The sequence below is a fragment of the Mucilaginibacter sp. genome, from assembly GCF_965200995.1.
Taxonomy (GTDB): domain Bacteria; phylum Bacteroidota; class Bacteroidia; order Sphingobacteriales; family Sphingobacteriaceae; genus Mucilaginibacter.
The window spans coordinates 2,322,165-2,344,017 of the sequence record NZ_OZ241743.1; the positions used below are offsets into that span (position 1 = coordinate 2,322,165).

Annotated in this window: 16 protein-coding genes; 5 read left to right on the forward strand and 11 right to left on the reverse strand. The window is 46.6% G+C overall.

What is annotated here, in order from left to right; genetic code table 11:
- The first annotated feature begins 306 nt into the window (after positions 1–306).
- On the forward strand, positions 307–3,123 hold the full coding sequence (locus tag ACY652_RS10925; RefSeq protein WP_462264406.1) for an outer membrane beta-barrel protein: 2,817 nt from the start codon (positions 307–309) through the stop codon (positions 3,121–3,123).
- A 122-nt stretch (positions 3,124–3,245) separates the two neighbouring features.
- Here the strand turns inward: ACY652_RS10925 and ACY652_RS10930 are convergent, their stop codons facing one another.
- The 7 genes from ACY652_RS10930 to ahcY form a co-directional block, all read right to left on the reverse strand.
- Positions 3,246–5,723, reverse strand: a complete 2,478-nt coding sequence (locus tag ACY652_RS10930; protein ID WP_462264407.1) for a YfhO family protein — start codon at positions 5,721–5,723, stop codon at positions 3,246–3,248.
- 81 nt (positions 5,724–5,804) lie between these two features.
- Positions 5,805–6,104, reverse strand: coding sequence for a hypothetical protein (locus tag ACY652_RS10935; RefSeq protein WP_462264408.1), 300 nt, complete (start codon positions 6,102–6,104; stop codon positions 5,805–5,807).
- Positions 6,105–6,122: 18 nt separating this feature from the next.
- Positions 6,123–6,368, reverse strand: coding sequence for a DUF4834 domain-containing protein (locus tag ACY652_RS10940; RefSeq protein ID WP_462264409.1), 246 nt, complete (start codon positions 6,366–6,368; stop codon positions 6,123–6,125).
- 289 nt (positions 6,369–6,657) lie between these two features.
- Positions 6,658–7,770: a signal peptidase I gene (gene lepB, locus ACY652_RS10945; protein WP_462264410.1), complete on the reverse strand. Its 1,113-nt coding sequence runs from the start codon at positions 7,768–7,770 to the stop codon at positions 6,658–6,660.
- 146 nt (positions 7,771–7,916) lie between these two features.
- Positions 7,917–8,204 (reverse strand): hypothetical protein, encoded by a 288-nt coding sequence (locus ACY652_RS10950; protein ID WP_462264411.1) that lies wholly within the window; start codon positions 8,202–8,204, stop codon positions 7,917–7,919.
- Between the two features lie 201 nt (positions 8,205–8,405).
- Positions 8,406–8,642, reverse strand: a complete 237-nt coding sequence (locus ACY652_RS10955) for a hypothetical protein (RefSeq protein ID WP_462264412.1) — start codon at positions 8,640–8,642, stop codon at positions 8,406–8,408.
- Between the two features lie 158 nt (positions 8,643–8,800).
- Positions 8,801–10,117: an adenosylhomocysteinase gene (gene ahcY / locus ACY652_RS10960; RefSeq protein WP_462264413.1), complete on the reverse strand. Its 1,317-nt coding sequence runs from the start codon at positions 10,115–10,117 to the stop codon at positions 8,801–8,803.
- Positions 10,118–10,500: 383 nt separating this feature from the next.
- Between ahcY and ACY652_RS10965 the strand changes: the two genes are divergently transcribed.
- Complete coding sequence (locus ACY652_RS10965; protein ID WP_462264414.1) at positions 10,501–10,911, forward strand: BrxA/BrxB family bacilliredoxin; 411 nt, start codon at positions 10,501–10,503, stop codon at positions 10,909–10,911.
- A gap of 234 nt (positions 10,912–11,145) precedes the next feature.
- Here the strand turns inward: ACY652_RS10965 and ACY652_RS10970 are convergent, their stop codons facing one another.
- The gene (locus tag ACY652_RS10970) at positions 11,146–13,566 is read right to left on the reverse strand and encodes an ABC transporter permease (protein ID WP_462264415.1); all 2,421 of its coding nucleotides are present in this window, start codon (positions 13,564–13,566) and stop codon (positions 11,146–11,148) included.
- A gap of 284 nt (positions 13,567–13,850) precedes the next feature.
- Here ACY652_RS10970 and ACY652_RS10975 point away from each other — a divergent pair, with 284 nt between their 5' ends.
- Both ACY652_RS10975 and ACY652_RS10980 read left to right on the forward strand, forming a co-directional pair.
- Entirely contained in the window at positions 13,851–16,343 is a 2,493-nt protein-coding gene (locus tag ACY652_RS10975) for a M1 family aminopeptidase (RefSeq protein ID WP_462264416.1), read from the forward strand.
- A 685-nt stretch (positions 16,344–17,028) separates the two neighbouring features.
- Complete coding sequence (locus ACY652_RS10980; protein WP_462264417.1) at positions 17,029–17,814, forward strand: HAD-IIA family hydrolase; 786 nt, start codon at positions 17,029–17,031, stop codon at positions 17,812–17,814.
- On the opposite strand, the gene ACY652_RS10985 is transcribed toward ACY652_RS10980, so the two are convergent.
- Both ACY652_RS10985 and ACY652_RS10990 read right to left on the reverse strand, forming a co-directional pair.
- Positions 17,783–18,103: a hypothetical protein gene (locus ACY652_RS10985; protein WP_462264418.1), complete on the reverse strand. Its 321-nt coding sequence runs from the start codon at positions 18,101–18,103 to the stop codon at positions 17,783–17,785. The two genes, ACY652_RS10980 and ACY652_RS10985, sit on opposite strands and share 32 nt — an antisense overlap.
- Positions 18,104–18,196: 93 nt before the next feature.
- Entirely contained in the window at positions 18,197–18,349 is a 153-nt protein-coding gene (locus ACY652_RS10990) for a hypothetical protein (protein ID WP_462264419.1), read from the reverse strand.
- Positions 18,350–19,388: 1,039 nt separating this feature from the next.
- Between ACY652_RS10990 and ACY652_RS10995 the strand changes: the two genes are divergently transcribed.
- Positions 19,389–21,191 carry an ABC transporter ATP-binding protein gene (locus ACY652_RS10995; RefSeq protein ID WP_462264420.1) on the forward strand — a complete coding sequence of 601 codons (1,803 nt, stop codon included), beginning with the start codon at positions 19,389–19,391 and terminating at the stop codon, positions 21,189–21,191.
- Positions 21,192–21,549: 358 nt separating this feature from the next.
- Here the strand turns inward: ACY652_RS10995 and ACY652_RS11000 are convergent, their stop codons facing one another.
- Complete coding sequence (locus ACY652_RS11000) at positions 21,550–21,783, reverse strand: hypothetical protein (RefSeq protein WP_462264421.1); 234 nt, start codon at positions 21,781–21,783, stop codon at positions 21,550–21,552.
- Positions 21,784–21,853: the final 70 nt, after the last annotated feature.

Consider the following 21,853-nt stretch of genomic DNA (forward strand, 5'->3'; position numbering starts at 1 on the left):
TCTTGGTGATTATCACACTATGGATAAGCATTTGAGCGGGCTTATCAAACCTATCAATTACCTGAAATCATTCTACCAGATTAACCAGGCGCTGGGGCGGTAAAATCACCAGTACTTATTTGAAGTAAGGGTGTGCTTGCCTTAATGAGGTCAGCATCAGCATAAAACTCACATTAATTAATACTTTAACAGATAATTACGCAACACTGTAGAACTACAGGTGTCTAATGGATAAAATAAATCTACGAATATTTCATAGATTAACTAATTTATTAGTTATATTGCGCTTTCAATCCATAACGCCTTATGTATAAAATTTCTTGCTTATTAGTTTTCAGCCTGTGTTTAACTGCTGCATCATTTGCGCAAAACGGCGGCTCAGTTACCGCTAAAGTTACCGAAGCGCAAACAGGGCAGCCGGTAGAAATGGCTACTGCTACGGTCATCCGCCTGCCCGACTCGGCAGTAGTAAAGCGCGTAGCTTCAGACCGTAAGGGTGTAATTTATGTAAGCGGACTTGGTAATTCCAGCTATATACTCAAAATCAATCTATTAGGGCTGAAAACTGAAACCCGAAACTTCAGTATTACTGCACAACGCCAGTCTGTTGATTTAGGAACTGTTAAAATGGAGCCGGATGTGCGGCTGCTGAAAAGCGTAGAGGTACAGGGGCAGAAAGATCCGGTTGCGGTTAAGGGCGATACCACAGAGTTTAATGCCGGCTCCTACAAAACTCAGGTGAACGACAATGTAGAAAGCCTGCTGAAAAAGTTACCCGGTGTGGAAATAGACCGGCAGGGCAATGTAAAAGCGCAGGGTAAGCAGGTAACCAGGGTACTGGTAGATGGAAAAGAATTTTTTGGAAACGACCCCAAGGCAGCCACCAAGAACCTGCCGGCCAGCGCCATTGATAAGGTACAGGTAATTGACGATAAAACCGAGAACGCCAAAAACACCGGTATTGATGACGGGCAGCGCGAAAAAGTAATCAACCTGAAGCTGAAGGCCGACCATAAGAAAGGTATATTTGGTAACACACAGGCACTGGCCGGTACGGATAGCCGGTATTTAGGGCAGCTTAACCTGAATCATTTCGACAATAAAAAGCAGTTATCCATACTTACCTTAAGTAACAACGTTAATGAGTCGGGCTTTAGCTATGAGGATTTGAATACGTTTACCGGCAATAATGTATTTGGCGCTTTTAGCAATGACAATGGCGGGGTTTCTTTATCCATCAACCGCAGCGGGCGGGCCAATGTTAACGATGCCTTTTCGGGGGTACAGGATGGCTTGATCAAATATAACTCGGGCGGTTTAAATTACTCGGATGTGTTTGGGAAGAAGGAACAGTTGAAATTCAATATCAGCGCTATTGGCCTGGTTACTTCCAATTACCTTACGCAGCTTACCGATATTCAGGATAATCCCAATAATTTATTTTCCACCCAAAATAGTATTGGCCGTAATGTGAATAACAACTACCGCGTGAATATGAATTTTGACTACAAACCCGATACGCTGAACAACATAAAGCTGAAACCTTTCTTTAGTTACAGTTATAAAACTACCAATACCAATTCAGGTTCGGCCACTACTACTTTAACGCGGGATAGTGTGAACCGCCTGGCTCAACTGCTTGACCAAAAAGGCAATACCCCCGTAGCAGGCGGCCAGCTTAGCATCAACCACAAGTTCAGGGGCGGCAAAGGATCCGTAAATCTGGCTGCCAATGGCAGTTATACTGCCAATAACCTCAACTATACCAACCAATATACAGCCCGCTTTTACACGCCCCTGCGCGATTCGGTAGCCAACCAGCATACCGACCAGGATAACAGCAGCACTTACCTGAATGGTACTGCCTCCATGATCAGGCAGGTAAACAAAAAGAAGCAACTGAATTTTACCCTCAGCGAGCAGTTCAGTTACCGTAATAACAATGCCAGCCAGTATACGGTAGATTATGATGCCGTAACCGGCCGGTACGATGTTTATAACCCCGATTATAGTGCGATAAGCGATAGCCATACCTGGGGATATACCACCAATGCCGGCATTACTAAAAGCGGGAAGGGGCTCAACTGGAATATCAACCTGGCTTTAGCCAATCAGGGGATGAGTGGCAGTTATGTGGTAAGGGGACAAACCGGCCCTATCGACCGTAATGTATGGGCCTTTGTGCCCAATGCCTGGGCCAGCTACCGTACTAAAACCGGAGGCAATTTGTATGTGTCCTTCTATTCCAGCGTACAACTGCCTTCGGTAACCGATTTGCAGCCGGCGGTGAATAATACCAACCTGCTATATGTGCGATTGGGCAACCCCGATTTAAATATTGCCCGCACTTACAGCATTAATGCTAACTATAATAAGTTTGATGTTAAAACCAACTCTTATTTTGGCTTTTATGGTTACTATGCGCAGGTTTGGAATGGCTTTTCAACCGAAAGCTTTGTAAATGAGGGGATCACTACCAACCGGCCCATCAATACGGATGGCAATTTTAATTCTAATGTTGGCTTTAACTGGGGGAAACCCACCAAGGTAAAAGGATTAAAATTCAATATCGGCACGTACGGGCAGTTTAACCGCTCGGTAAATTACATCAACGGTAACCAGAATGCCGTGCTGCGCATTATGCCTCAGCTATACAGCGGTGTTAATTATGATCGTGATAAAGTGCAGTTATCTTTAACCGGGGCTATTAACTATAACTCGGCTACCAATTCTTTCCAGCGCCAGGCCGACCAAAAGTATACCAGTTTTGACGATTTTGCTTCGGCCAGTGTTAAACCAAACAAGAACTGGCGGCTGTTTACCGATGTAAACCAGCGCCTGTTCAGGGGGCAGCCCTCCAGTGCCAATACTTCATTTTATATCTGGAATGCAGGCATCGAGCGTTACTTTTTGGCTAAGCAAAACCTCACCGTATCCGTTAACGCTTTCGATTTGCTGGACCAAAATGCCGGCCTGCGCCGTACCATTACCAACACCGGTCAAATCCAAAATATCCAGACCAATACCATCAGTCGGTATTTTTATGTGAAGCTGGTGTACAAGCTGCTGAAGTTTGATGATAACGGTGCAAAGAAGAATAACGGCGGGCTGATTATTTTGTAAAAAACCTTAAAAATAGGTAATGACAAAGACTAAGAAGATTAAAGCTTAAACGATTTCTGATATGGCTGAACAAAAAACGCGCAGTTAATACTGCGCGTTTTTTGTTTATATGTAAATGGATCTTAGTTTTTAACAATCACTGCTTTCTTCTTGTTCTCTGTATACACAACAGCAATCAGCAGCAATACCAACAGGGCCGAACCTGCTAACGAGATACCTTCACCGGTATAATATGAAGCCGGGTGAAAGATGAACTCCACCTTATGGTTACCTACGGGAATAACAGCGCCGCGCAGCACATAGTCGGCACGGAAATAAGGTTTTTCTGCGCCGTCAATATACATCTTCCAGCCTTTATCATAATAAATTTCCGAGAAAACGGCAATCTGGGCCGAGGTGGCGCTGGTTTCATACGTCATTCGATCGGGCGAGTAGCTGGTTAGGTTAATGGCAGCCGCCGGGTTAAAGGCGGTAACCTGATTGCCTATAATGCCCTTATACTGCTGGTCAACAATAGCTTCGTCTTTTGGTGCAAATGCGCTGATGGCCTGCATCTCTTCATCAGCGTTTTTGGCAAAGCTGATCTTTTTGACAAACCAGGCATGGCCGCAGGCGGTTTCGTTCTGGCGCATACCGGCCTGCTGCGTTTTAGTATCGGCCGTAATTACGTATTTGGTATTCAGCATGTCCAGCACATCCTGGTTAATGCTTTTTGTGAATTGGTTCTCAACTAATTCCTGATAGCGTTTCAGTTTAGCCGCATGGTAGCCACCTATCGATTTATGATAGTAGGAAGTATTGGCATTGGTAAACGGATCGCCCTGGCTCATATCCAGCACCCGGAAATCGGGATCTTTATCGCGCATAATGATAGCGTCTATGTCCCGTTGCGGTACAGTTTGCTGCACATCTTCTTTGGCCACAAAGTGCTCATCGTTCAGGTAGCGTTTGTCTACTCCGCCTAAATCAATCACGGTAATTACCATCAGCAGGGCAGCCGCAACCACCACCTTGATTTTTTGCTTTACCAGCGCCCATACAATGCCAAAAGCCAGTGCAACAAATATAAGTGAACGGAAGGCATCAGCACGTGCCAAAGCGGTACGGTCTTCAATACGGGCATTGTTCAGCGTAGTCGCCAGGCCGGTATCGCCGCCAAAGAACTGCTGGGCCAGGCCGCCCAGGTAGTTTTCGGTATCCTTAATTTTAAAGCTGAAGAACAGGCCGGGCAATACCCACACCAGCAAGGCAATGCCGCCGGTAATGCCGCCTGCAATGTATAATTTCTTTAACAGTGCCTGCTTGTCGGTAGCTATTACAGCTTCATTAACAGCCAGGGCAGCCAGCAGCGGCACACACAACCCGGCAATGGCCAGTATAGACTCTACTGCGCGAAACTTATTATACAGCGGAAAATAATTAAAGAACAAATCGGAAAGGGCCGGAAAGTTGCGGCCTAAGGAAAGCAATACACTCATGAGCGTAGCGCCTAATAGCCACCATTTATAGCGGCTTTTTACTACCATCAAGCCAAAAATAAACAGGAAGCAAATAGCGGCGCCGAAGTAGTTAGGGCCTTCGGTAAATGGTTTATCACCCCAATAGGCGGGCAGGTAATTGGTTACAAAGCCTTGTGCCTGTGCCGGGTCAATGCCTTTATCGGCTAAGGCCTTTACCGCTTTCGAATCCTGTTCTACCGGCGTGCCGTTGCCGCCGCCATAAGCGTTAGGAATTAAAAAGGTAAAGCATTCGCCGATGCCCTGGCTCCATTGAAAGGCATAATCTTTATCTATACCGTTAGCAGGTGAAGCTGTATTTTTAGTAAGATGAGATTTACCGCGGATAGATTCATTCCCATACTCGTAAGTGGTCCACAACAGGGCCGCATTTACCATTAATGCCAGTACCGTAGCGGCCGCTAAATAGCCTGCCGACTTTATGAATACCGGCATGGTTTTACCTTTAAAGGCATGGTAAAGCTCAATGCACACCAAAATCAGGATGGACAGCATCAGGTAATAGGTCATCTGCACGTGGTTGCAGCGTATTTCCATCGCCAGAAAAAAGGCGGTAAGCACAGCGCCGGTTAGATACCGCCCCCTGAAGGTGAGGATAATACCGGCTATTACCGGCGCAAAAAAGGCAATTGCATAAGCCTGGTTGGCATGACCGGCATCTATTAAAATAAAGTTATAAGACGAGAAGGCAAAGCCCAGCGCCCCGGCAGCGGCCAGCCAGGGGTTAAGCCCCAGCACACAAAGCAGCAGGTAAGCGCCCAGCATATACAGCAACACGGTATCTACCGGGTTGGGGAACACGGCTTTAAGCGTTTTTACTACGTAGGTGGTAACGTTTGAAGGGAAAGGTACCCATATCTGGTAAGCGGGCATTCCGCTGAACATACTGTTGGTCCAGAGCGGCGCTTTACCGGTTTTCTCCTTTACATCCATAATCTCCTTTTGGGTAGCCTGGGCACGGGTAACGTCGCCCTGGCTCAACACCTTACCCTGAAACACGGGTGTGAAGTAGAAGAAGGAAATAACAGCAAAAATGCCGATAATAATCAGATGGGTGCTGTTTCGCTTAAACCAGTTGTTCATTTAATTTCGGGGAAAAATAATTCAGTCCCCAAAAATAAAAATTTGAGCGGTATTTGAAACGAATATTTAAATGGATGATAATCAGCAGTGCTTTCCGGCTACACCCAGCAGGTAATAAATTGCCCCCAGGAGTATAACAGACACCGCATACATAATTTGAATGCGCTTGTCGCTAAACTCCTCGCTGTTGCGGCGGATGGTAAAAAAGTTATACACGGCCAGCCCGGCAAGGGCTATCCAAAAAAACCAGTTGATATGATCGCACTCCACACACAACTGTACGGCCAGCGCAAATACAATGTAGTTAACTGTAATTAACGATACTACCGCCTGACTACTGTAGTGGCGGTTTTGAAATTTAAAAATATCTTCGGTTGCCATAGGTATTTTACGCCTTGGTTATTTTACTTCTTCATAATCTACAAAATCACCCTCTGAATCGGGTACGGCATTTTTACGGGTAGGAGGTACAAAATCTAAATTGATTTTTCCCTCCGGCCTGCGGGGCGGCTCATATTGCTGCCTTTGCTGCTGCTGTGCTTTATTTACCATACCCTGAAACAGCATTGGTAAAAACATACGTGCCAGGCTGCGCACGATATAAAGTGTGCAGATGGCAATGATCAGAAAACGGATTAATATCATTTGAGATTAATAACTGATTTTATACACAAATATAAGGCTATAACGACAAAATTGTTTAATTATGATGTCATATCGCCATAATTGCAGGCGGGTAAATGCAACGCTGGTTCATGCTTTGTAATTGCCTGCAGGCTATTCACTTCAAATACGGAAAGCTTTTTATGGGTAACCATTTAAAATATTAAAAGCAAGCTATAACCATAAAAAAACCGCTCTTTAAGGGTGGCTTAAAGAGCGGGTAATTGATCTCGACTTGGAGTAGAAATCTCAACTGTTTTACAGCAATCCGTTACCTGATCGGTTTAAATGTCCGGCTCCAGCGTACGCTGTGCAGTAAATCAGTGGCGGCGCTGTCGGTGCTCAGCCAGGTAACCATAGCTTTTCCGATGATATGGTCTTCGGGCACATAGCCCCAAAAGCGGGAATCCAAAGAGTTATGCCGGTTATCGCCCATCATCCAGTAATATCCCATTTTAAAGGTATAAGCAGTAGCGGGCCTGCCATTAAGCAGTATCACGTTACCGTGTTTTTCCAGGCGGTTGTGCTCATATCTGGTAATGGCTTCGTGGTAAAAGGCCAGATTACTTTCAGTCAGCGGGATGGTCATGCCCTGTTTGGGCAGCGTGACAGGCCCGTAGTTATCCTCATTCCATTTAAAGAGCGGACTATGCGGAAATACGTTTTCATTATATTCGCCTGCAGGCTGGTTATAAGGCGCTACCGCCTTAACACCCGGAATGGCTCTCAATTCAGCTAAATGGCTGGCCGGTACGGTCATAAGATACTGGTTGTCGCCAGATTGGGCATCAGTGGTAATATCCATATCCTGTAATAGCTGAGGATTTAAGCCCTGCCCGTCTAAAGTAACTAAGTAAGTGGTTTGCTGCAAAGGAGCATTAGAAGCAATGCAGCCGTTAACGTATACCTGCCCGTTTTTAATAACCACTACATCACCGGGTACAGCCTGGCAGCGTTTAATGAGCGTTATGCGCTGGTCAATAGGGCGCTCATAGGGCGGCTCATCCCTGGCGGGTTTATTAAACACCACTACTTCGCCTTTTTTAACTTCGCCCAGGCCGGGTAACCTGAAGTAGGGTAGTTGCAAGCCTTCCCAATAGGTTTTGGTATGGTTGCTGCCTATGGTAGGCTCCATAAAAGGTAAGGCAAAGGGGGTAATTGGCATACGGGCGCCATAGCTAAGTTTACTTACAAAAATATGATCGCCGGCCAGCTCAGTGCCTTCCATAGAGCCGGAGGGAATAGCATAGGCCGAAAACAGCAAGCCGCGGATAATGGTAGAAAATACCAGGGCAAACAAAAAGGCATCCAGCCATTCGCGCACGAGGCTTTTTTTAGGTTTTGGCGTAGCGGGAGATTTACGGAGGTTAAAATTCCATTTCATGGTGACAGGAGTTGAATTATAAGATTGTGGTGATAACGTTTAACCGGGTGATAAAGTGCGCAGCACGCAAACTAAAATTTACTGCTTAACAAAAGAGGGATGGTGCCATGCACCATCCCTCTTTTGTTATTTTAAAATAAAGCCCTTTAACGATTATGGTATTGGCTGCGTACCGGTATGGGCTGCAGTTCCCTTTTACCGCCACCTCCTCCGCCGCCGCTATTATCATGATGATCAGAATTGTCTATGCCATTTACGATAATTAAAATCAGCATTACGCCGAAACCGATGAGTAGATGCACGCGATAAGAGATTAAACCTGTAATTACACTGGCCCAAAACACCGAGTTGGCAGCAGGCAGGCGATAGCCAAAAGCAAACAAGCCGGTAAGTAACAGCATAACGGCCAACAACACCAGAATATATTTTTTCATGCGTTTCGTTCCTTGTATGAGTGATTATATAAATGTAAACATTATATAATCAAATAAAGTACGTGCAGTGTCAGGAATAGTTTCAGTATTTGAAAATAGAGTAAGATTTACCCTGATTAATGAGGCGGTATTTGTTTATCAGCAATAACAAATCCTCAGTAAGGCAGCAAATAGAAAGAAGTATGAATTTTAATCAGGATGTCAATCCGAGGTCCACATATCTTCGTCTGTGTGTGTGCTGTTATAAATGGTTACCGCAATAACAATTATAAGCAGGCCTATAAATGCCGGAAGCAGGAATGGCCTGAATAGATCGGTATAAATGCTGCGGTTTTGCCAGTCGTTTGTATTTACAGTACTGCCCATTTTATATTCTAACATGCCGGTAACCGCCGCCAGCACTGCTAAAATAATTAATGCATATTTCCTTCTCTTCATCTTAATCAATCGCTGGTACTTTGAATCCTCCGGCGGGGGCGGCAGGCATGGGCCTGGTTGAACTAATTTACGCAACCGCAGTGCAATTGGTTTCAAAAAAAAAGGGATATGGCGAAAAACCATATCCCTCTATAAACAGAAAGCTGAAAAACCTGAACTTAGTAACGGTAATATTCCGGTTTGAACGGACCTTCAACGGTTACGCCAATGTATTCAGCCTGATCCTGATCCAGTACTTCCAGCTCTACGCCAATTTTGGCTAAGTGCAGGCGGGCTACCTTTTCGTCCAGGTGCTTGGGCAGGGTATAAACCTTGTTCTCGTAAGCTTCGGTATTAGTCCACAGCTCTAACTGGGCCAAAGTTTGGTTAGTGAACGAGTTGGACATTACAAAGCTGGGATGACCGGTAGCGCAACCTAAGTTCACCAAACGGCCTTCGGCCAGTACAATTACATCCTTACCTTCAATGGTGTATTTATCAACCTGCGGCTTAATTTCAATCTTGCTGTCGCCATAGGTGCCGTTTAACCAGGCCATGTCAATCTCGTTGTCAAAGTGGCCGATGTTACACACAATAGCTTTATCCTTCAGCGCACGGAAGTGATCTTCACGCACGATGTTCTTGTTACCGGTAGCGGTTACCACAATATCAGCTTCGCTGATGGCGGTAGACAGTTTCTTTACTTCAAAGCCTTCCATAGCCGCCTGCAGAGCACAGATCGGGTCAATTTCGGTTACAATTACGCGTACACCGGCATTGCGCAGGGAGTCGGCAGAACCTTTACCCACATCGCCATAACCGCAAACAACGGCTACTTTACCGGCCATCATTACGTCGGTAGCACGGCGGATGGCATCTACCAGTGATTCGCGGCAGCCATACTTGTTGTCAAATTTCGATTTGGTAACCGAATCATTGATGTTGATGGCAGGAATTGGAAGCGTACCTTTCTGCATACGCTCGTACAAGCGGTGTACACCGGTGGTGGTTTCTTCTGATAAGCCTTTAATGCCGGCTACCAGTTCGGGGTATTTATCAAATACCATGTTGGTTAAGTCGCCGCCATCATCCAAAATCATGTTTAAAGGCTGGCGGTCTTCACCGAAATATAAGGTTTGCTCAATGCACCAGTCAAACTCTTCGGCATTCATGCCTTTCCAGGCGTATACCGAAATACCGGCAGCAGCAATAGCCGCGGCAGCATGATCCTGGGTAGAGAATATATTACATGATGACCAGGTAACTTCGGCACCCAAAGCCACCAGGGTTTCAATCAAAACTGCAGTTTGGATAGTCATATGCAGGCAGCCGGCAATGCGTGCGCCTTTTAACGGCTGCGAAGGGCCATACTCGGCGCGAAGCGCCATCAGGCCCGGCATTTCTGCTTCAGCCAGTTCAATTTCTTTGCGGCCCCAATCTGCTAAGGACATGTCCTTAACTTTATTTTTTACGTAGGTGGTTTCTACTGTTGACATTGTATTTCAATTATTTGGCTGCAAAGATAGGGGATGAGGAGTCAGGAAACAAGAGGCAAGAAACAAGACAATTAATGCCGGTTTACAGATAAGATTGTAAGGATAATCAGTGGCTTTAAATCTTCACATTATAAACTATAAGAGCATTTGGCCGAAACTGGTTTTGTCAACCTTATCTCCTGCCTGAATCCGCTTGCTTTAATGTGTTGATAGTTTAGTTAATCAGGGTTTCACCGGCGGGTACCGAAAGTTATGAAAGTTTTCGCAGATGCTGGTACAAATGTTAACCGACGTGTGAACGTCAGTGCAGTGTTATTATTTTTACAGGCAAAAGAAAGATGTGCTTTAATCGTTATTTTTGTAGTCCAAAATAAAAATTTAGTATGTACCCAGAATATTTAGTAGCCCCGATGCGGGCCGATTTAACCAATGCCGGTTTCGAGGAGCTGAAAAATGCTGATGAGGTAACCCAGGCTATTGAAGGTGAAGGCACCGTGTTTGTAATGGTAAACTCGGTATGCGGCTGCGCAGCCGGTATGGCCCGCCCTGCGGCTAAAGCTGCCGTGCAGAACGAAAAGCGCCCTGATAAACTGGTAACCGTTTTTGCCGGCATGGAAGCTGATGCGGTAAACAAAGCCCGTAACTATATGCTGCCTTATCCGCCGTCATCTCCGGCTATGGCCTTGTTTAAAGACGGCAAGCTGGTGCACATGATTGAGCGTTACCAGATTGAAGGCCGCCCGGCACAAATGATTGCCGATAACCTGGTAGATGCTTTTGACAGATACTGCTAAACCCCACCCAACCCTCCCCAAAGGGGAGGGCTTTTGATAGAAAAACGCCTTGCATTGTTATGCGAGGCATTTTTTGTTAGCGGCTGCTTCAACACGCGTCATTGCGAGGTACGAAGCAATCTCTGGTGTACAGAGCCGCTTTGCAGGGCTAACTTTTATAGCCGAGGATTGCTTCGTACCTCGCAATGACGCGATTTTAGAATTTTTAGACAAATTCGTTATCAGCATATAACTCTACTCCGACCGCAAGCTCTTAATCGGATTCACCAGCGCCGCTTTCACTGCCTGGAACGATACTGTAAGCAAGGCAATGCTCAAAGTAGCTGCCCCGGCCAGCGCAAACATCCACCAACTGATGCTGATGTGATAGGCAAACGCCTGCAGCCACTGGCGCATGGCCCACCAGGCAATAGGGGCGGCTATAACCAGCGCAATAATAACCAGCTTTAAAAAGTCTGCCGAGAGCAGTTGAACAATACCGGCGGTGCTGGCACCCAATACCTTGCGTACGCCGATTTCCTTAATGCGCTGTTCGGCGCTGAAAGCCGCCAGGCCAAACAGCCCGAGGCAGGAGATAAAGATGGCAATCAGTGTAAAAGAATTGATGATGCGCGAAAGCGTAAATTCAGTTTCGTACTGTTTTTGCACCTCGGTATCTAAAAAAGCATACTCAAAAGGAGCCGAAGGTAAGTCCTGATGCCATACCTGCTCTATCTTTTTTAGTAATGCTGCATAATCCTTTGTTTCGGCGGCTACCAGCAGGGTGTTCATGTCGCCTTCTTTAGTATCATACATAAACATGAAGGGTTTAATGTCGCCGTGCAGGGAGTTGTAGTTAAAATCTTTCATTACGCCGGCTACTTCTACATAGGTAACCGGGTTAGGCTGATATTGGGTGTACAGCCTGGTGCCCGGCGCGGTTTGTGCGTTCAGACCTAACCGGTGCGCCAGCGTTTCATTGATCAGTACCTTGCCTGAATCGTTTTCAGCAAAAATTCGTCCACTGATGAGTTGTATATCTGCGGTGCCGGTAAAGTTTTTATCGGTAGTAATGTTTTGTGCATCTACGGCATTCGCCATGTTGCCGCCGGATAAATATACACCATGATCGCGCATGATGGGTTCGCCTAAAACGGCATTGGCGCGACTGGTGCTTTTAACTTCGGCCAGCCGGCGCAAATCATTGGCAAAGCCGTCAATTTTGCTTTGTGTACCGGCGGTGTAAAACCTGAACACCAGTTTTTGCTGCGCATTAAAACCTAAATCTTTGTTCTTAATATAATTGAGTTGGGTATAAATAACAATGATGCCGATAATCAGCACAATGGAAATAATAAACTGAAACACCACCAGCGAGCGGCGTAAACCTGCGGCCGATACCTGGCTGGTAAAGTTTCCCTTCATGATTTTTATGGCTTTAAAAGCCGACAGGTAAAAGGCCGGGTAACTGCCTGCCAGCAGGCCGGTAATAGTAATCAATATTGCCAGCATTCCCCACAGTTGGGGGTTGTTGAGGCGGATGCTGATATCGGCGCTGGTCAGCGTATTCAGGTAGGGGAGCAGCAGGGCCAGCAAAGGCAGTGCAATAGCCACGCTGATAAAGGAAAGCAGGAAAGATTCGCCGATGAACTGCCGCACCAGATCAGCCTTGCTGGCACCAATTACTTTGCGCACACCCACCTCTTTGGCCCGTTGGGAAGCACGGGCGGTAGACAGGTTCATGAAATTGATGCAGGCCGTAATTTGAATAAGCAGGGCAATAAGCGACAGGGTATATAAAAATGAGGCAGCAACGGTTTGGCTGGTTTCGGCCTCATAGCCTGTGGTGGTATGTATGGCATTTATGGGCTGCAGGTGCAGTTGCTTTTGCATGCCTGTTTCTTTTAATTGCTGGCCGCCATATTTATTGATGAAGGCAGGCAGCTTCTTTTCCAGTACTTTAGCATCGGCGCCGGGGCGCAGTTTAATATACGAACTCACCAGGTTATTACCTGCATAGCCATTGTTGTTCAGCACAAACTCGCCCATGCCACCACTGTTGATAGACAGCAGCAGGCGTGCCTGCAGGTGCGATTTGCCTGTCGAGTTATCAATTACTCCGGTTACCTTAAAATCATGCCGGCCAAAAGAATCATCATAGGTAATTACTTTATTGATAGGGTTCTCGTGGCCAAACAGCTTTTCGGCTACCCATTGCTGCAGTACAATGGAGTAAGGGGCAGCTAATGCACCGGCAGGTGTACCGCTAAGAAAGTGGTAATTAAATAAATTGAAAAAGTCAGGGTCGGCATAATAAGCATCAGTTTCGTATATTGATTTCAGCCCGTAACTGAGTAAATGCTTAGTGGCACCCAATGAGGGCACTACCCTGGCATATTGCTGTACCTCTGCAAAGTCGCGTTTCATGGAGGGGGCAATCGGGGGCGATGAGGTGGCAAAATTACGCTTGTCGCCTGTGGCAGAAAGCTGGCTGGTAACACGGTAAATATTTTCGGCGTTTTGATGCTGCTTATCATAGCTATACTGATCCTGCACATACAGTAAGATATACAGGCAGGACAAGGTGCCGATAGCCAACCCAATGATATTGATAAAGCTGAAGGTTTTATTTTTCAGCAAAAACCGCATGGCAGTCTTAAAATAGCTTTTAATCATGTTAACTGAGCTTACAGGTTAAGCTGATGTGTTTTATTACCTGACTGTACTAAAGAATGTGCCATTCGTTTAATCTGTTGACTATCAGCATTCTAATGAATAAGTTTAGTTTACGAAGGTGTTCGTAACCGAACAGTTACTGTGCGGTTTTAAGATGCAGGAAGTATACATCACAGCGCGAGTGAAAATATATCAGCGTATTATTCCACAAACGAATGAAAAATATAGCTTTGCCTTAATAAACAATTCATAAGCATAAACCTCAGTTAATCATATTCAAAAACATGACTACTAAACCTTTTACCTGTATGCTGGCCGCTTTGTGTGCTGCCGGATTATACAGTAATGCGGTGATGGCACAAACCACCGCCCCCCAGCCGCCAAACCCGGCGTTGAGCATTTACCGTGCTACACCTCAAAAAGTGAACGACCTGGTGCACACCAAGCTGGATGTTCGCTTTGACTACAAAAAACGCTTTATGTATGGCAAGGAATGGGTTACGCTGAAACCCCATGCTTATCCTACCGATACCCTGCGCCTTGATGCCAAAGGGATGGACATTAAAACCATAGCTGTAGTAAAGGGCGGCGTGAACAAGCCGCTAAAATTTAAGTATGACAGCCTTTCCCTGGCCATACAACTGGATAAAACCTATCAGCCTGACGAGCAGTACCAGATCTATCTGGACTATACCGCCAAACCCGACCAGCTGAAAGTGCAGGGCAGCGCGGCCATTAACGATGCTAAAGGTTTATACTTTATCAATCCCGACAGTGCGGTGAAGAACAAGCCGGTGCAAATCTGGACACAGGGCGAAAGTGAAAGCTCATCGGCCTGGTTCCCGACCATTGATAAGCCGAACCAGAAAACTACCGAGGAAATTACCATGACAGTGCCGGGCAAATATGTAACCCTGAGCAACGGTAAGCTCATTCAGCAAAAAAAGAATGCCGATGGTACCCGTACCGATACCTGGAAGATGGACCTGCCGCACTCGCCCTACTTGTTTATGATGGCCGTGGGCGATTTTAAGATCTATCATGATAAATGGCGCAACACCCCGGTTGATTATTACCTGGAGCCAAAGTATGCGCCTTACGCCAAAGATATATTCGGCTTTACGCCGGAGGTGATGGAGTTTTATTCCAAAACTTTAGGGGTTGATTACCCGTGGAATAAATATGCCCAGATTGTAGTGCGCGATTATGTGAGCGGCGCCATGGAAAATACCACTGCCACCCTGCATGGGGAGTATGTGCAGGCCACCCGGCGCGAGCTATTGGATGCCGACTATGATGCAGGCCGCAGTACGATTGTTCACGAACTATTCCACCAGTGGTTTGGCGATTATGTAACTACCGAAAGCTGGAGCAACCTTACCGTAAATGAATCTTTTGCCGATTTTAGCGAAACCCTTTGGGCCGAGCATAAATATGGCAAGGATGCCGGCGATGCCCACATCCAGCAGGATCGGGAAAACTATATGCGCAGTCCGGGTGCCAGCACCAAAGACTTAGTGCGCTTTCATTATAATGATAAGGAGGACATGTTCGATGCCGTTACCTATCAGAAAGGCGGCAGCATCCTGTATATGCTGCGTAATTATTTAGGCAACGAAGTATTTTATAAGGGCCTGAGCATCTATCTGAAAAACAACGCGCTGAAGAATGGCGAAGCGCAGCAACTGCGCCTGGCCTTGGAACAGGCCAGCGGCAAGGACCTGAACTGGTTCTTCAACCAGTGGTATTATGGTTCAGGCCATCCGCTGCTGCAGATTGATTATAAGTGGGATGCCGCTACTAAAACGCAAACCGTATACCTGCAGCAAACCCAGCCCGATAAGGTGTTTACCCTGCCCATGGCAATTGATATTTATGCCGGCGGCAAGAAAACCCGCCACCAGGTTTGGATGCGCGACCGCGCCGATACGCTTACCTTCCGCAGCGATGCGCAGCCTGATCTGGTAAATGTAGATGCCGATAAAATGCTGCTGGCGGATAAGAAAGATGTAAAATCAATGGCTACCCTGGCGTTCCAGTATAAGAATGCGCCTTTATACCTCGACCGTAAGGAAGCGCTGGATGCGGCTGCCAAATCAACGGATGCCGAAGCCCGCCGAATCGTGATTGCCGCTTTAAAAGACAAATACTATGGCCTGCGTATCCGCGCCATCCGTGCACTGAAAATGGATAACGACCAGGTGCGTGCCGCTGCACAGCCTATATTGGTTACGCTGGCACAAACCGACGATAACAACCAGGTACGCGCCGCTGCGCTGAACGCATTGGCAAAGCTGAAAGCGCCCGGCATGATGAACCTGTTCAAGCAAAGCTTAGGCAGCCAGTCATACGCCATACAGGCTGCTGCCTTAAATGGTTTGGTAGCCCTTAACCCAACTGAAGGTTTGGCTGCTGCCCGTACTTTTGAGAAAGACAACGGCGGCGCTTTAACTGATGCGCTGGTAGGCGTTTATGCAACTGCCGGTAACGATGCCGAATGGCCGTTTGTAAACGAGAAGTTTAACAGCCTGGGCACCCAGGAAAAGTTTAACAATCTGCGCGACTATGCCGCCATGGTGGGCCGTGTCAAGAACCCGCAGTATGCGCAGCAAGGCATCGCCACGTTAAAAGATTTAGGCGTACGCTTTAAGCCTTACGGCGTACAGCCTTACATTGTAAAAATGCTCACCACCATTAAAGACCAGCGCACCCAGCTCAACGATGCCGCCTCGGCTACCGTTGCTGATCAGGCCGTTGCACAATTAGGGCCGCAGTAATACTGGGGTAAATAAAGTTTAAAGCGCTACAGCCAATTAAGGCTGTAGCGCTTTTATTTTTCAACGATATGGGCAATACCGAATTGGTATTAAAAAACGAACCTTCAATGTGAGCCTCAATTTCTTGAATGCCCTGCAATTGAGAAGATTGTACAAATTAAGATGACGGTGAACACTAATGAAAACAAAGTAATAGTAACTCTTCCACCATTACTCAAAAGAAATAGTTTATGAGCCGAATTGCGCTGTTTATTTATGAAATATCGATAAAGTATATATTGAAATAAAAAAGTAGGCAAGCCAAGTACTGCCACTATTAAACTAAAGGTGGGAACATCTAACTCATACATGTGACCAAATTTAAAAGAATAATTCTGCCTGCGGTTGGTGTTATCACCATGAGTGTTCGGAAGATAAAAAATGCGGTCATGCTGAACTTGTTTCAGCATTCCTCAGGATAAGTATACCGTTGCGCTGGCCGCGTGGTTACCTTAATATTGGCTCTGCCGGTGGGATGCTGAAATAAGTTGAGCATGACACGGAGACGGTTGTCTGAATTTGAAGAAATCTACCGGACACCTGTGATGTTATCACCAACCGCAGGCTGAAATACGCATCATGCTACCATTTTACCCTGCTTGTTCACACAAAGCAGCAACCCGGTTGTAGTATGGGGCAAAGGTAAATGATGAAAAAGCAGGGCTTAATGATTGATATGGACGGGGTGATTTACCGCGAGAGTGAACTTATCGAGGGGGCCGACCAGTTTGTGAAGCAACTGCTCGAAAAGAATATCGCCTTTACCTTTCTTTCCAACAACAGCCAGCGCAGCCGGGCCGATGCGGTAAATAAGCTGGCCGAACTGGGAATTGAAGTTACCGAGGAACATATTTACACCAGCGCGATGGCCACGGCCACTTTTTTGGAAGACCAGTATCCGAAGTGCAGCGCTTATGTATTGGGGGAGGGCGGCCTGCTGAAAAGCCTGCAAAACGCCGGCATCCGGTTGGTGGATAAGGAACCCGACTTCGTTATCCTGGGCGAAGGGCATGAGTTTACCCTGCAAATGGTGAACCAGGCGGTGGAGATGATTTTGGAAGGAGCAAAATTTATCGCCACTAACCGCGACCCCTCTCCGAGGCAAAAAGGCTGGAACAACCTGGGCATCGGCGCCACGGCAGCCATGATCGAGGAGGCAACCGGCAGGGAAGCGTTCGTCATCGGTAAGCCCAGCCCGGTAATGATGCGCTCGGCAAGCGCCTACCTGGGCCTTGCACCCGAAGATACCACCGTGGTTGGCGATACGATGGAGACGGACATCAAGGCGGGCATCTATATGGGGTTCAAAACCATATTGGTGCTCTCGGGCATGGCAAACGAAGAGGATCTGGAAACTTACGCCTATAAGCCCAACCTGGTCGTGAAATCAGCCGGCCAAATCAAGTTTCCGCTGGAATGGTGGAAAGATTAACTTTAATCGTCTTAGTTACCGCACAGGGTTCAGGGTTTTTTGCCTGCGGTTGGTGTTTCTCACCACAAGCATTGAGGATTTTTTTAGCCTGAATGGCTACTTCCTTGTCATGCTGAACTTGTTTCAGCACCCCATCAACAGAGACTAACTCAAAGGTAAATAGCCCGTGTAATGCAAGGCGGTATACGGTCCTGCGGGATGCTGAAACAAGTTCGGCATGACCGCATTTTTTATCTTCCGGACATTTATGTTGAAAACACCAACCGCAGGCAGAAAAATTTCTGTGCAAAGAAGAAGCAGGCCGATGCCACTATCAACACAAAAGCCGCCTTTAGCGGGCGGCTAAAACACAGAAATCACTCAATTAATTGCAGCAGAAACTTCAGGACTGGTAGAAATAAACAGCATTAGCTACAGTATCAGGTGTTGTAGTATTAGTACTGGAGGTATTGGAAGCTGTAACCTGGCCAATTTCCCCCAAATCTTTAATTTCGGGTGAGTTGTAAACTTTTTTGTCGTTGCATTCTGTTTTCATTGAATTTTTTTTTTCAATTTATAAAATATATAAATCCGTTACATGAGTTTTTTACAAGTAAAAGAGTGCCAAAAAACGACCCTTTTATGAAACAGTGTGCAATAACGAATTTACCGCTTATCATATTTAGTGACTGGAAACAAGCAAATTCCAACTATGCTTATTACGATAACGGTTATGCCTCCATATAACATCCAAGCATTATCTGTTAACTTTTGTATGTTTTTACCACCAGTATATGCCATAACCATTATCAAGCCAACAAAAAGAACGAAGCTGCTTAGACAACCAAATACTTTCCTTCTTAAATAATAGCCGGGCTTTTTCATTTTCACTAACGCAATTCAAATATATATAAAGTCGAATAACGTATCTCGATAAACGTCCCTTTAATAAAACAAATATGGCAAACGAAATAACAGGGAAGGTTGAATCACCATTAATACCTTGGCAAGATGCACAAGCATTAGCTGAAAAACATTGACAGGAGCTAATTATTGTGCTGATGTACGATACAAATACGCAGCAGAGTACAGTGTTAACTTTTGCCTGAATGACCACCTCCTTGTCATGCTGAACTTGTTTCAGCACCCCATCAGCAGAGACTAACTCAAAGGTAAAACCCCTGTAATGCAAGGCGGTATACTGTCCTGTAGGATGCTGAAACAAGTTCAGCATATCTTCCGAACACTTATGGTGAAACACCAACCGCAGGCAGAAAATAATGTTAAAAATACCGAATGCTAAGTTACCAGCAGTTAGTCCCTCCCCCGGGAGGGCAGGGAGGGGTTTATGCAGGAGTAAGGTTTGAAATAACAATTACACAAGCGTATAGCGAAAAGGAAGAGTTTACTGGCTTGTCTGCCGTACAGACCCCTCCCTGCCCTCCCGGGGGAGGGATAAAACGCAATAGAAATTGAATTTCCACCACTTTAATACTTGTACCTACCCATCAGGTTTGTTTGGGTGCTTCGGCACTGCATACGTATATTTGCACCTCATTTAAAATAGTTGCCGGTTTGGGCAGCATAAAGGGCAAATGGCAGAAGTAACCGGAAAGGCGATTGATTGGAAAATATTGGGCAGGATCATGCGTTATGTAAAGCCCTATAACAAAACCTTTGTAATAGCGGTATTCCTCACCATATTTCTGGCCGTGGTTTCGCTTTCGCAGCCGATACTGATTGAGCGCACGCTGGACCATTACATTATGGGCAATAACTACAATGGCCTGCTGCTGATGGTGATTCTCATGGTAGTTTTGCTCGCCGTGCAAACGGCTACGCAATACTTTCAAACGTATTTAACCAATGCGCTGGGCCAGTCGGTCATCTGCGATCTGCGGGTAGATGTGTTCCGGCACGTTACCAGTTTGCGGCTCAAATATTTCGACCGTACCCCCATCGGTATGCTCATCACCCGTACGGTATCTGACCTGGAAACCATCGCCGATATCTTTTCCGAAGGACTGATCTCCATCGCCGGCGATATGCTGCTGGTGGTATCCATCGTCATTTACATGCTGGTGCAAGACTGGAAGCTTACGCTCATTACCCTTGCCCCAATCCCTTTCCTGCTGGTGGCTACTTATATTTTTAAGGAGGCCATTAAATCTTCCTTTCAGGATGTGCGCACGCATGTAGCCCAGCTGAATACCTTTTTGCAGGAGCATATTTCGGGCATCAGCATCATCCAGTACTTTGCCCGCGAAGACCAGGAGATGCGCAAGTTTCAGGCGGTAAACGGCCGGTACCGCGATGCCAACATCCGCTCCAACTGGTACTATTCTATTTTCTTCCCGGTAGTCGAAATTTTCTCGGCGCTCTCCATCGGGCTGCTGGTGTGGTACGGCTGCAAGCGTATCTTGAGCGACCATGAAATTTCGGCCATTACCGCCTCTAAAAAAGGAATTACGCCGGGTGTGGTGGTGGCTTTTATCACCCTGCTCAACCTGCTGTTCAGGCCCATACGCCAGCTGGCCGATAAATTCAATACCCTGCAAATGGGTATGGTAGGGGCCGACCGCATTTTTAAGGTTTTAGATACTGATGAAAAAGCGCCCAACCAAGGCACACTGGCACCGGCCACTCTGCGCGGCGAAATCGATTTCAGCCACGTATGGTTTGCCTATAACGATGACAATTGGGTGCTTAAGGATATCAGCTTTCAGGTAAAGCCCGGCGAAACGCTGGCCCTGGTGGGGGCTACCGGTGCCGGTAAATCATCCACCATTAACATTCTGAACCGGTTTTATGAGGTAGGTAAGGGCGAAGTAAAGATAGACGGCGTACCGATTGACGGTTATGAACTGGGCTTTTTGCGTTCGCAGATTGCTACCGTAATACAGGATGTGTTCCTGTTCTCGGATACCATTGCCAACAACATCAGCCTGAACAATCCGGCCATTACTTTGGAGCAGATTGTGGCCGCCGCTAAAAGTGTAGGCGCCGATACCTTTATTGAGCGGCTGCCCGGCGGCTACCAGTATAATGTAATGGAGCGGGGCTCTACGCTATCGGCAGGGCAGGCGCAATTGATTTCCTTTGTACGGGCGCTGGTATATAATCCGGCCATATTGGTATTAGATGAAGCCACCTCATCGGTAGATACTGAAACCGAAATACTGATACAGCAGGCCATTGATAAACTGATGCAGGGCCGCACCGCCATCGTGATTGCCCACCGCTTGTCTACCATCCAGAGCGCCGATAAGATCATTGTGCTCGATCATGGCGAAATCAAGGAAGTGGGCAGCCACCAGGAACTGCTGAAAATAGAAGACGGCTACTACCGCAAGCTGTACGACCTGCAGTTTAACTCGGCAGGCATCACAAAAGTGTAGCCCCCCGGCCCCCTAAAGGGGGAGTTGAAGCTGAGAGTTAAAGATGGCTGTAAATTCAAAAGTAACTGTCATTTCGACCGTAGGGAGAAATCTTCTTCAGGCAGTCAGTCTGCGGCAGAAGATGTCGGCACTTAACCATCAAGCTATCCTTAAAGGCCTTATTTAAAAGTAGCTGTAAGCAACGCGCGTCATTGCGAGGAACGAAGCAATCCCCAATTTGCAGAGCGGCCCTGTAAGTCAGGGATTGCTTCGTTCCTCGCAATGACGCGCTTAGTATAGCTGAGTGATTAAATGCCGAAGATTTTCCCTTGCGGTAGAAATGACAATCAAAGTTCCCCCCTTCAGGGGGCGGAGGGGGCTAAGGCTGTACCTTTCCTACATCCGCGCCCGGTTCATTGGGCGGCGTGGTGATAGGGTTTACCGGTTCTTCTTCGGTTTCGTGCTGTTTGGCTACATCGCCAAAGTCGGCCTGTTCGCCTTTGTAATCTTTATCTTCGGGGCGCACTACGGCTTTGCCGCCGTTATCGTTGGGGCGGTCGGTAGGGGTGTCTGATGGTGAGGGCTTGTCGTGTTCGTTGGCTGGTTCTATCATAGTATTGAGTTTAACATATCCCTCCGGCTAATTGTTCATCGTGCTGTAACACAAGTATTGGAAAGGCAAA

Excerpts from the sequence above, each read along its gene's own strand:
- ACY652_RS10975 (WP_462264416.1), top strand. The coding sequence starts at position 13,851 with ATGACTACTAAACCTTTTACCTGTATGCTGGCCGCTTTGTGTGCTGCC.
- ACY652_RS10955 (WP_462264412.1), bottom strand. The coding sequence starts at position 8,642 with ATGAAGAGAAGGAAATATGCATTAATTATTTTAGCAGTGCTGGCGGCG.
- ACY652_RS10950 (WP_462264411.1), bottom strand. The coding sequence starts at position 8,204 with ATGAAAAAATATATTCTGGTGTTGTTGGCCGTTATGCTGTTACTTACC.
- lepB (WP_462264410.1), bottom strand. The coding sequence starts at position 7,770 with ATGAAATGGAATTTTAACCTCCGTAAATCTCCCGCTACGCCAAAACCT.
- ACY652_RS10995 (WP_462264420.1), top strand. The coding sequence starts at position 19,389 with ATGGCAGAAGTAACCGGAAAGGCGATTGATTGGAAAATATTGGGCAGG.
- ACY652_RS10925 (WP_462264406.1), top strand. The coding sequence starts at position 307 with ATGTATAAAATTTCTTGCTTATTAGTTTTCAGCCTGTGTTTAACTGCT.
- ACY652_RS10930 (WP_462264407.1), bottom strand. The coding sequence starts at position 5,723 with ATGAACAACTGGTTTAAGCGAAACAGCACCCATCTGATTATTATCGGC.
- ACY652_RS10990 (WP_462264419.1), bottom strand. The coding sequence starts at position 18,349 with ATGAAAACAGAATGCAACGACAAAAAAGTTTACAACTCACCCGAAATT.
- ACY652_RS10965 (WP_462264414.1), top strand. The coding sequence starts at position 10,501 with ATGTACCCAGAATATTTAGTAGCCCCGATGCGGGCCGATTTAACCAAT.
- ACY652_RS10970 (WP_462264415.1), bottom strand. The coding sequence starts at position 13,566 with ATGATTAAAAGCTATTTTAAGACTGCCATGCGGTTTTTGCTGAAAAAT.
- ahcY (WP_462264413.1), bottom strand. The coding sequence starts at position 10,117 with ATGTCAACAGTAGAAACCACCTACGTAAAAAATAAAGTTAAGGACATG.
- ACY652_RS11000 (WP_462264421.1), bottom strand. The coding sequence starts at position 21,783 with ATGATAGAACCAGCCAACGAACACGACAAGCCCTCACCATCAGACACC.
- ACY652_RS10980 (WP_462264417.1), top strand. The coding sequence starts at position 17,029 with ATGATGAAAAAGCAGGGCTTAATGATTGATATGGACGGGGTGATTTAC.
- ACY652_RS10940 (WP_462264409.1), bottom strand. The coding sequence starts at position 6,368 with ATGATATTAATCCGTTTTCTGATCATTGCCATCTGCACACTTTATATC.
- ACY652_RS10935 (WP_462264408.1), bottom strand. The coding sequence starts at position 6,104 with ATGGCAACCGAAGATATTTTTAAATTTCAAAACCGCCACTACAGTAGT.